Source organism: Peribacillus sp. 05N428 (assembly GCF_056397085.1).
This window is the reverse complement of record NZ_JBFTMS010000005.1, coordinates 242662-253480: the sequence shown is the minus strand read 5'-3', so window position 1 is coordinate 253480 and position 10819 is coordinate 242662. Positions and strand designations below refer to the sequence as shown.

Annotated in this window: 9 protein-coding genes; all 9 read right to left on the bottom strand. The window is 38.9% G+C overall.

Annotated elements, in window-relative coordinates:
- Positions 1 to 1547 precede the first annotated feature (1547 nt).
- Positions 1548 to 2141: a YdeI/OmpD-associated family protein gene (locus AC1DIV_RS07655; RefSeq protein ID WP_340876472.1), complete on the bottom strand. Its 594-nt coding sequence runs from the start codon at positions 2139 to 2141 to the stop codon at positions 1548 to 1550.
- Positions 2142 to 2223: 82 nt separating this feature from the next.
- Positions 2224 to 2616, bottom strand: a complete 393-nt coding sequence (locus AC1DIV_RS07650; protein ID WP_477576121.1) for an SRPBCC family protein — start codon at positions 2614 to 2616, stop codon at positions 2224 to 2226.
- A 2-nt stretch (positions 2617 to 2618) separates the two neighbouring features.
- A complete protein-coding gene (locus tag AC1DIV_RS07645) occupies positions 2619 to 2942 on the bottom strand; it encodes an ArsR/SmtB family transcription factor (protein ID WP_048686368.1) in 324 nt (107 codons plus the stop codon).
- Between the two features lie 805 nt (positions 2943 to 3747).
- Positions 3748 to 4215, bottom strand: a complete 468-nt coding sequence (locus tag AC1DIV_RS07640; protein WP_340876474.1) for a hypothetical protein — start codon at positions 4213 to 4215, stop codon at positions 3748 to 3750.
- 270 nt (positions 4216 to 4485) lie between these two features.
- Positions 4486 to 4806 (bottom strand): hypothetical protein, encoded by a 321-nt coding sequence (locus tag AC1DIV_RS07635; protein ID WP_340876475.1) that lies wholly within the window; start codon positions 4804 to 4806, stop codon positions 4486 to 4488.
- A gap of 359 nt (positions 4807 to 5165) precedes the next feature.
- Positions 5166 to 5591 carry an OsmC family protein gene (locus AC1DIV_RS07630; protein ID WP_340876476.1) on the bottom strand — a complete coding sequence of 142 codons (426 nt, stop codon included), beginning with the start codon at positions 5589 to 5591 and terminating at the stop codon, positions 5166 to 5168.
- 558 nt (positions 5592 to 6149) lie between these two features.
- On the bottom strand, positions 6150 to 7766 hold the full coding sequence (locus AC1DIV_RS07625) for a family 14 glycosylhydrolase (protein ID WP_340876477.1): 1617 nt from the start codon (positions 7764 to 7766) through the stop codon (positions 6150 to 6152).
- 207 nt (positions 7767 to 7973) lie between these two features.
- Positions 7974 to 8291: a nitrite reductase small subunit NirD gene (gene nirD / locus AC1DIV_RS07620; protein ID WP_340876478.1), complete on the bottom strand. Its 318-nt coding sequence runs from the start codon at positions 8289 to 8291 to the stop codon at positions 7974 to 7976.
- Between the two features lie 17 nt (positions 8292 to 8308).
- Positions 8309 to 10723, bottom strand: coding sequence for a nitrite reductase large subunit NirB (gene nirB, locus AC1DIV_RS07615; protein WP_477576120.1), 2415 nt, complete (start codon positions 10721 to 10723; stop codon positions 8309 to 8311).
- Positions 10724 to 10819: the final 96 nt, after the last annotated feature.

Genomic DNA, 10819 nt, shown 5'->3' with positions numbered 1-10819 from the left:
GGATTACAGTAAAAAAACATGAAGGTTACTCTTGTCTTGTTTTTAGATAAGTACGAAGAAATCGCGTTTGCCTGCAGTTTTTTCTTTGAATAAGTTCCAGTTTATTTCAAAAATACGCTCCCTTTCCGCCGACAGTCTGCCAAGCCTTGACGCAAGCGTCTGTGGGGTCTCGGCTAGCCAGTTATTCGGCAGGAGTGTCGCACATTTCTTCCATCCAATAAGGATTACAGTAAAAAAACATGAAGGTTACTCTTGTCTTGTTTTTAGATAAGTACGAAGAAATCGCGTTTGCCTGCAGTTTTTTCTTTGAATAAGTTCCAGTTTATTTCAAAAATACGCTCCCTTTCCGCCGACTGTCTGCCAAGCCTCCTCGACGCAAGCGTCTGTGGGGTCTCGGCTAGCCAGTTATTCGGCAGGAGTATCGCAAATTTCTTCCATCCAATAAGGATTGCAGTAAAGGAACATGAAGGTTACTCTTGTCTTGTTTTTTGATAATTACGAAGAAAACGCGTTAGCCTGCAGTTTTTTCTTTGAATAAGTTCCAGATGATTTCAGAAATCCGCTCCCTTTCCGCCGGCTGTCTGCCAAGCCTCCTCGACGCAAGCGTCTGTGGGGTCTCGGCTAGCCAGTTATTCGGCAGGAGTGTCGCAAATTTCTTCCATCCAAAAAGGATTGCAGTAAAGGAACATGAAGGTTACTCTTGTCTTGTTTTTTGACATATACGAAGAAAACGCGTTTAGCCTGCAGTTTTTTCTTTGAATAAGTTCCAGTTGATTTCAGAAATCCGCTCCCTTTCCGCCGACTGTCTGCCAAGCCTCCTCGACGCAAGCGTCTCTGGGGTCTCGGCTAGCCAGTTATTCGGCAGGAGTATCGCAAATTTCTTCTATCCAATAAGGATTATAGCACTAAAGGAGTTCTATCTTTTAAAACAAATTTGATTGGAATGATGTTTTAGATTTCATCCTACTTTGCGTACATTCGAACTCCTTTTTGGAACGCAAGTAAATACTCAACCGAATAATAAAATGGATAAAACAAAGAAGTGATCCATAGAGTGTAAGCAATCTGCCGTGTAACAGGCTTACTTGTTTCAGCTAACGGGTGCTTATCTTGAATAAAGGTTTAAGTAATGATTTCAACATACCACTAAAAATAATGTGTTATTTCATAATATGGCACTTTTATGGAATAGCAAAAAAAGCCCAATTTCTCAATTTTATTACTGAGAAATCGGGCTTTTTTTCGAATATTTCGATTCAGGAAAATGCTAACGACCATTGCCCACTTGGCGTATCATCTTGGAACGTTACGGCAAATGATAAAAACCCTTGAAATATAATAATAAGATAACATATTGAGGGTTAAATGATTGGAAAGTTGGGCAATCCTTGCACCTTTGGATCCCCTAGGGCACGCTTTTCCCACAGTTGAAATCTAATTTTTACACCGACTCAAAAAAACTGCAGACAAGACGAGTTCTATCTTTTAAAACAAAGTTGATTGGAGCGGGTGTTCGAGAACCCTAATTTATTTTCTCATCAAATATATTAATCTTTTAAACCCTTCCCATCGAGAATTTTCTGCATGCATTTTTCGATTCTTGACTCTCGGGTTTTGGATTGTTTGGCTTGTGAAAAATAAAGGATGTATGCTCTTTGCCTTCCTGGGGTCAATGCTTCAAAAGCAGTTTTCAAGGCAGGGTTATCATCGAATTTGTTGTGAAGTTCTTCAGGAATTATGAATTCTTCGTTCTTTTTAAATTCCACTTCCAACCCGGCTTTTTCAACTTCAATGGCTTCATGAATATAGGCTTTCAGAATGGATTCCGTTGCAACTATTTCTTGAACATTGGTGAACCGAATCTGGCGCGCTCCCTGTACATTCTCCGTTTGTTGAATTAGAAGCCCGTGGGCATCCTGTAACAAGGCACCTTTGTGAAACAGAAGCGCACAATATTCTTTAAATCCATGTATTAAAACGATGTTTTTATTCTCAAACGTGTAACAGGGATGCATCCATTTAAATTCTTCGGTCAGCTCACAGTCAAGAACGATATTTCTTAACGTCTCAAATTCTTCTTTCCACTTTTTAGCTTTACCTAAAAATTCATCAACCTTAGGATTCGTTCTACTTTTTGTCATCACGGAACACTCCTCTTTTCGAGCAGTTTGCTTTTTTCTTATACGTTAGCTAAATACTAAAAAACAAGGCAGAGATTTTGTCTTATAATACCTCTAACACTTTATTAAGTTCTTCGCCCATTTTCGCCCAACCATATTTCGCACCATTGAACGCTTGATCTTCTTTTTCGAATCCTGTTTGTTCGAGATGTAAGTGGGTAGTTCCATCCTCGTGCTTTAATGTCCATGTGACTGTAGTGTTTATACCGCCACCTACCCAGGTGTAAGATAACTTATAAGGCTCCTCGACTTCAAGAACTTCGGAATCAATAATTAAATTCCACTGTTCATTCCGAAACTGGAATTTATGTCCGACGACAGGTTTAATATCATTAGCCATTACCCATTTCCCAAGAGTATTTGCATCCGTTAAGGCAAGCCATACCTTCTCGATCGGGCTCTTAAAATTAAAATCTTGTGTTACTGTTAAACTCATTTTTATTCCTCCTCTAATATTTGATTTAAAAGTAATATTCTTTCACTCCAGAATCTTCTGTAAAACGATACCCAATCCTCAATTTCTCTCAACGGACCAGCATTCAGCCGATAACGGGTTTCCCTGCCGACTTTTCTGCTGATTACTAGACCTGCCTCTTTAAGGATTGCCAAATGCTTTGAAACCGCAGTACGGCCCATTTCAAAATGTACGGTCAACTCATTTAGTGGCAATTCTTCCACGTCCGCCAACAAACGTAGCAATTTACGTCTTGTTGGGTCAGCAATGGCTACATAAATATCACGTTCTTGATTTTTCTCGTTCAAAATCACCCACCCTTTTAATTGGACACCAATTGGTGTCTTTTATTATATGACACTGATTGGTGTCATGTCAATTTTATTATTGACACACTTTATTTGTTTTATTCTAATATCATCAAGTATATAATTAAATCCTTTTACAACTAAACTGGCCCCGTTAGTTAAAGTGATTCTTATATGATCAATTGCTATTTTTGAATATTGGATATGCTCGTGTTTCAGCAAAGGAGTATCTTGGAATTATATCTTCATTGATAAGCAAAGTGGAAAAGAGTTTCACTGGTTTCCATATCAGGGATGCGCTTAATCATTCGTGAAAGCGTTTATTATTCCTTGATTCACTAGACGGATTGGGTAGGGATTATGATGATTCATTCGGAGAGTGGAAGTATATTACTTGAGATTGAACTCAGATACTATGGTACTTAAAAATGAGACACTTTTGATTGCGGAAATTCAGAGGTGGGTGTTACTGGGGATTTTTTTATGACTTCATTTAAGTATATGAAAAAGGAAATAAACTATCAGATATTATAAACCTTCAACTTAGGGATGAGATCATACGAACCCCTCTTATCGACTAAGACTAAAAGTATCTATCTGGGTTTTCAAACAAAGTTGATTGGAACGCGTGTACCAGACTCCCGCGGGAAAAGCGTGTCGAAAGGAGAATCCAGGCGCAAGAGCGCCGAGGGCGGACTTGCCTCCGGAAAGCGAGTGCCGAGGGCGGACTTGCCTCCGGAAAGCGAGTGCCCTACGTTCCAATCAGTTTAAAAACTCTCAATATGTTATATTATTTTTCTATATGTTATATTTTTTCTTCTATTTCAAGACTTTTTATCATTTGCCGTAACGCTCCAAGATGATAAGCTGAGTGGGCAATGGTCGCATTTACATTTGTAAGCCATTTTCCTAAATCGATTGTTTCGATTTCTGCGAAAAGAGATACATATTCTTTATGTAATTCCTCTCTGATTTCAGCCCATTTCACCTCATCAACAGTAGCAATGGTCCAGCTTTCTTCCCAATCTTTTTCAAAGTCTGTGCCATTGATCATCGATCGGATCACCCATAAATAATACCGGGTGTGGTCTGAGTGTGCCGCAATTGTCGATCCGTTTATGGAACATGAAGCATCTTCTGCGGTTAAGCCATCAAGTGTACCAAAAACCCCGGTAGTCGGTTTTGAATCAGTATAATAGCTCCCTTCATTTCCCGGTCCTTCAAACGTTTCCTTCAAAAGCGTTTTTAGAGAACTTGCCAACGTCTCGCTCATCTCAATCCCCCCAAATGTTTAGTCGACTTCATTACTATATAATATACTAAGACAAACCAATAAACATTTATATTTTGTTAAATTAATCCAAAAATATCGCGAGTTTAAAGAGTTACTCGCTTTTTAGCTTGCATAAGAAAAGGCTATCAATTACTTTCGAGTACAGTTAACATGTGGTATTGACGACTCTCACGACTCTCTTAACGTGATGAAATAAAAAGGCCATTCCACAGGAACGGCCTTTTTATTTTTGAAAATTATGATTCAGTTTTAGTAGCTTTTCAAACGCTCTTCCAGGGACACAATTCTAAACTTTAACTCTTGATTCGAGTCCAAGCCCCCTATTACAATTTGATTATCTTCCGTAATGGTGACATATCTGAAAATTTCTTCTCCATGAATCTTGATTTTAGTCTCCATTGTCGTTTCCATTTTTGCAAAAACTTGATCTGTGTATGCAAGCGGAAGAAGATCATCTAAACCTTCTTCGGGGCTGCCGAGCCACTTAAACATGAAATCTTTCAATGAATATTGCTCAATCATCGATAAATGATTTTTAAAAATTAATTTGTCAATTGTTATCTCTTTCAACTTTAACCACTCCTCAATAGTATCTAAAGTTTATATGGATAAACTCCTAACATCAAGGGCATTCCAATGACAAACCATTACATTTTGATTACTTGCTTACTGAATAATCCCTTTCCTTCCGTAAAATGGAGTTCGGTAACCTTGAAAACCAATTTTAGATTGATTTTTTCGAAAGAATATCCTTGGATTAACATGAGAGGGATTATTTTCTGTGGTTTGCACGTTTTGTTATAGATGATTATCCATGAAATGAGGATGTTCATTTCAGTAAAAACAGCCCCATTTTCAAAAATGGGGCTGTTTTTATTATACGGATGTAAAACAACTTTCTGTTAAATGATAGTCCTTTAAATTATATATTATATGTCTTGTTTTCCTTTAACACCATTGATTGAATAGCTGATTTTAATGTTGGTATTTAATGAGTGATACACTGAACAGTACGTATTTTTGGATAATTGAATTGCACGGACGACTTTATCTTCAGGTAGATCTCCCTCTAATAAATAATGGATATGAAAATCGGTAAAACGTTTAGGATGATTTTCTGACCGTGCCCCTTCTATTTCTATTTGAAAGGCCTTTGTTTCAAATCGCATTTTCTTTAAAATCATTACAATATCAATTCCTGTACAGCCGGCAAGAGAGTGTAAAAGTAATTCTGTGGGTCTTGCTCCACTATTTTTACCTCCTGCTTCTTCGGCGGCATCCATCTTTATTTCATGTCCCGACGGAGTTGTGCCAGAAAAGGCCAGTTCCCCTGTCCATGTAATCATTGTCTTCATATATTTTGATTCCTCCCTTTCTTGTTGTTTTGTTCTAAAAATAGCCCACATTTCAATTAATGTAAATTTATATCATTTAAGTATTAAAAAATATTGCCGTAATGGGGTCAGTATGCAAATATACATCACTTGGATTCTGGATTTTTTATACCCTAACTTGTGATGATTTTCCATACCTTATATTCTTCCCACAAGTCCTGCTTAGTTAGTCATACTGTAAAATTTGAACGTTGATTACCTCTTCAGGCTTTAAAACCTAAAAAAATATTCCAAATGATTTCAGAAAGGCTCATTTCCGCCAACTGTCTGCCAAGCAGCATCAAAGCAAAGCGGCTGTGGGGTCTCGGCCAGCCAGTTTTTCGGCAGGAATGTCGCAAATTTCTTCAATCTATTCAGGGGTTCATCCATATATTTATGTGTAAAAACAAGATGGATAACTAAGTTTACCTATAGAGATGATTGTATAAACTTTTCGAACCTCCATTTGTCGATAAAATGGTATTAAAATTTTGATAGAAACAGTTTAAGCTTGCAAAATGAAAGACCACATTTCTTCATTTACCATTCAGTTTTATAGTTTCCTTCTCCATTCAAAGGAGTTGTATACCTATTATTTTCGCCATCTTGCCAAGTGATATTGCCATTTTCATCTTTCAGGACGAACTTGAATTCATAGAATCGATCTGCAGCTAAACGAAATGTTCCACTCCAGCTGCCTTCTGTGTTTTGAGTGAGTTTATATTCGTAATCTTCAGGATTCCATCGGCCGATTTCCCCTCTGTCCCCAATTAAGTAAACTCCCTGTGTGGCAGGTACATTTTCAACTGTGAATGTAACGGGAATCGACTTGCCTTCCAATTTATCAGCCATCATCCTGAACTCATTAGTAGGATTTCCTTCATCGTCGAATAAATAAGACATCCTAAGCAATGTAAATCCTTCAAAACCATGGTTAAAAACCATTTCTGCTACATTGTCAAAGCCCCATTCATTATTGATCAGAGGGAGTGCGTTTTCCCCGTTTAAAGAAATTCCTTTTTCATTTGCTAAAGAGGCAATATGGGTCACCAAAGTCTTAGGAGCGCTATAGGACGGTGCAGTATGTGCGTCTTGATCTCCCATTTCAAGACAGGTGAATGTGAGGGCCATATTCGATTTCTTAAATTGATTCAATAATTGGGAGTAGTTATGGTACCCGGCACTATACTCTGCTGAATGCGGTATTACTGGATCATTCATTTTCCAATGGACCCCTGAGATTTTAGCTCCAATTGGCACGCCAAAGACTTCATCAAAATGTTTATGGGCAAACTTCGAGATTTTTGCAAGATGCTTTTCGAGTGCTCCTTGATACCACTGCATAAAATCGTATCCAAATCTAGTGTCGATTGCGCCGCCCCTGCTGAAAAATTCATCCCCATTTCCTGGCGGCTGAATCTCCTTCCAGTTTTTATACGTTTTGCCCCAAGCGGCATTTAATTTTTTTATCGTGGAATATTTTTCTCTCATGGCAAGCCTGAAATCCCGTTTTGCTCCTTCTGTATAAACTTGAAGCTGTCCCCTCTCAGGATAATCCCAGCCATCGGCATTCTGGTAGGAGGGATATCTTAATTCCCCTGCCGGTCCTGCACTTAGATATATCTTTGCTATTAAACCCTTCTTATCAGCAAAGTTCTCTGCAAAGGATTTGTACAATTCATTGTACTGACCGGCTGTGCCTTCCCACCAAGGAGCAAGTACCTCCTTATTCCAGAAACCACTTTCACTCTTGAAAGCCATGTTTTCGGCAGTGTCTTTATTCCAGAGCCAACTCGGGATGGGGTAGTTGCAATCATCCCCCACATTACCGCCGCATTGGTGCGTAGACAAAATGGGCACCCATTTTAAACCGGAAGCTTTCACGGTTTCCGCATATTTTTTATAATAGGACCAATCAAACTGATTATCTTTTTTACTCTCGACCAATCCCCACCAGATATCTGTCGTAATTGCATATACTCCATTTTCCTTTAACTGGGTCAGTTCTGCTTTAAATGCCTCCCAATCTGTTATTTCACCCAATGGGGCCATCACATAAAGCTTGTAATCTGGTTGTACTTCTGCTATTCCAGGTGTATTTGATAAAGGAACAAAATACAGCATAAAGGTAAAAACGCCAACGGATAATTTATTCATGAAACGCCAACCTTTCCCCTATAACTTTATTTGTTTAAATTTCGGTTCATCACCGAAACCGCTTACAATCTTTTTATTTTTTTTGTCATTCCTTTACTAGAATTATATTTGTTATGGAAATATTTATCAATTATTTCATCGGAGGAATTTAGTTCAAAAATCGACAAAGAAAAATGGATAGTCTAAGAGACTATCCAGAGCGGCTGGTTATAAAACTATATAAACATTACCATCTTCTATTTCAACATGGAATGTCTTTACACAACCATTATCAGGTTTTTGGACTTCTCCATTCTTGACACTGATTTTCCAGTCATGCATCGGGCAAAATACGTGATCACCACTCACAATGCCTTCCACCAGAACCCCACCTTTGTGAGGGCAACGATTTTCAATAGCCCGGAATTCACCATTTGCTAAATGAAAAAGAGCAATTTCATGAGATCCTATGGTTACTGTTTTCCCCAGGTTTTTTGGCATTTCTTTTACGGTTGAGACCTTTATCTTTTGAAGTGTTTTCCCCATTTAGGCTGCCCCCATATTCATTTATTTGATATAGCCGGAATTTTCACTTTTTGAAATAAACCGGTTTTGATCGCATTGCTCTCAATGATTTCTTTCCACGGTTCTTGCAATACGGATAAGGCCTCATCCAAGCGTTGGTTAAGCTCCATCCTTTTTTGCTTATCACCAATAATCGCCTTGATGGTATCGAAACCAACACGCTCAACCCAGACCGACGTTCTTTCTAAATAATTGGCAGTCTCTCGATAATGTTGGATGTACGCACCCGTAATTTCAATTACCTCATCACTTGTTTTCACTTTACATAATAATTCAGCAGCTCGTAAATGAGTACCGCCATTGCCGCCAATATAAATTTCCCATGCACCGTCAACACCGACAACACCAAGATCTTTGATACCGGATTCAGCACAATTACGAGGACATGCCGACACAGCCATCTTAACCTTATGCGGTGTGCCAACACGTTCGAATTTCTTCTCCATGGCAATACCCAGACCGATTGAATCTTGGGTGCCAAAACGGCAAAAGTTTTCACCGACACATGTTTTCACAGTTCGAAGCGTTTTTCCATACGCATATCCAGAAGGCATATCCAGGTCGGCCCATACGCTTGGAAGGTCTTCTTTTTCAACGCCGAACAAATCTATTCTTTGACCGCCTGTTACCTTAAGTAACTTAACATTATACTTATCGGCAACATTTGCTATTTTCCGTAATTGATCGGGATTTGTGACGCCGCCATACATTCTTGGCACAACGGAAAATGTACCATCCTTTTGAATATTTGCATGTAGCCTTTCATTGACATAGCGGGATTCTTTTTCATCTTCATAGTCAACAGGATGGATCATGCCTAAGTAATAGTTCAGTGCCGGTTTACATTTAGAACATCCATCACTTGCATTCCAGCCGAGAACATTCATGACTTCACGAGTATGTGTCAGATTTTTTTCGCGTATTTCGGCAACAACCTCATCTCTTGATAAAGTAGTGCACGCACATATTGATTCCTTCTGGTTTGACTTACTGAAATCAGCGCCTAATGTCAGCTCGAGAATATCACCGACTAACGGCTTACAACCACCGCATGATCTCGAAGCACTTGTGCAGCCTTTTACTTCCTCAATGCTTGTTAAACCGTTAGATTCGATAGCCGTCACAATATCACCCTTCGTTACACCATTACAACCACAGATGATTTCTTCATTTGACATCGAAGTGACAAGGCTGACACTTGGTTCACTTGTTCCAACATTTAAATAATCCGAAACGTCGGCATTTTTATTGATCATGCTCAATAGGGTATTGCTTTCCTTTGTATCCCCGAATAATACCGCACCAGATATTTTCCCATTTCGAATCATTACTTTTTTGTAAGTACCATTCCATTCATTAAATTCCTTGATTGATTTGGCTTGTTCATCCTCGAAAATTTCTCCAGCCGAAAATACATCAACACCAGATATTTTTAACTTAGTAGAAAGCACGGACCCCTCGTAAGCTTTGCTTTCAAGTCCGCAAATCCTTTTGGCTAATACTTTGCCCTGTTCATATAGGGGGGCGACCAAACCATACACCATCTCACGGTGTTCCGCACATTCACCAACCGCAAAAATATTCGGGATCTTTGTCTCCATATAATCATTCACGATAATTCCTCGATTGACAGGGATGCCGGAATTTTGGGCCATTGCAACATTTGGTTTAATCCCAACTGCCATGACCACTAAGTCGGCGCTGATTTCCTCGCCATCACTAAAACGTAATCCTTTGACATCAATTTCACCTAAAACCTCCTGAGTCTGTTTCCCGAGATAAAAATTCATTCCCTGGCTCTCAAGTTCCCTTTGCAGCATTTTTCCTGCTGCTGGATCTAACTGCCTATCCATCAAATATTCCGAAAGGTGAATTACATCTACCTGCATACCTAGATTCAAAAGCCCCCTTGCTGCTTCAAGACCCAGCAATCCTCCACCAATGACTGCAGCCTTTTTATTATTTTTAGAATATTCAATCATCTTTTCGCAATCTTCAATATTTCGAAAGGCGGTCACTCCTTTTTTATCAGCTCCGTTTATCGGAAGTATGAAAGGGATCGATCCGGTAGCTAAAATTAATTGATCATATTCGACTTCGCGATTAGTGTCTGAGTAAATGATTTGCTTTGTGGTGTCGATGTTCGTGACTGTTTCACCTGAAAAAAGTGTAATATTGTTCTCTTTGTACCAGTTCCAATCATTTATTGTAATATCATCTATCGTCGTAGCCCCTTGCAATACATTCGATAGTTGGATTCGATCATAATTCGGATGCGGCTCACTTCCGAAGACAGTCACCTCAAACCTTTCCGGTTGAATTTTCAAAATTTCTTCTATACATCTTACTCCAGCCATACCATTCCCAATGAGTGCCAATTTCTGCTTAGACATGTTTTGTCCTCCAATAAGATTTTTTTGAAAGGATGATATGATTGATTATAGGTGACGTCACTTTTTATCGCCACAAACATGTAATAAAATCTTACA

What these genes read in the sequence shown, in the direction of transcription:
- nirD (WP_340876478.1), bottom strand. Translation starts at nt 8,291, where the DNA reads ATGGGGAAAACACTTCAAAAGATAAAGGTCTCAACCGTAAAAGAAATG.
- AC1DIV_RS07650 (WP_477576121.1), bottom strand. Translation starts at nt 2,616, where the DNA reads ATGAGTTTAACAGTAACACAAGATTTTAATTTTAAGAGCCCGATCGAG.
- AC1DIV_RS07625 (WP_340876477.1), bottom strand. Translation starts at nt 7,766, where the DNA reads ATGAATAAATTATCCGTTGGCGTTTTTACCTTTATGCTGTATTTTGTT.
- nirB (WP_477576120.1), bottom strand. Translation starts at nt 10,723, where the DNA reads ATGTCTAAGCAGAAATTGGCACTCATTGGGAATGGTATGGCTGGAGTA.
- AC1DIV_RS07640 (WP_340876474.1), bottom strand. Translation starts at nt 4,215, where the DNA reads ATGAGCGAGACGTTGGCAAGTTCTCTAAAAACGCTTTTGAAGGAAACG.
- AC1DIV_RS07655 (WP_340876472.1), bottom strand. Translation starts at nt 2,141, where the DNA reads ATGACAAAAAGTAGAACGAATCCTAAGGTTGATGAATTTTTAGGTAAA.
- AC1DIV_RS07630 (WP_340876476.1), bottom strand. Translation starts at nt 5,591, where the DNA reads ATGAAGACAATGATTACATGGACAGGGGAACTGGCCTTTTCTGGCACA.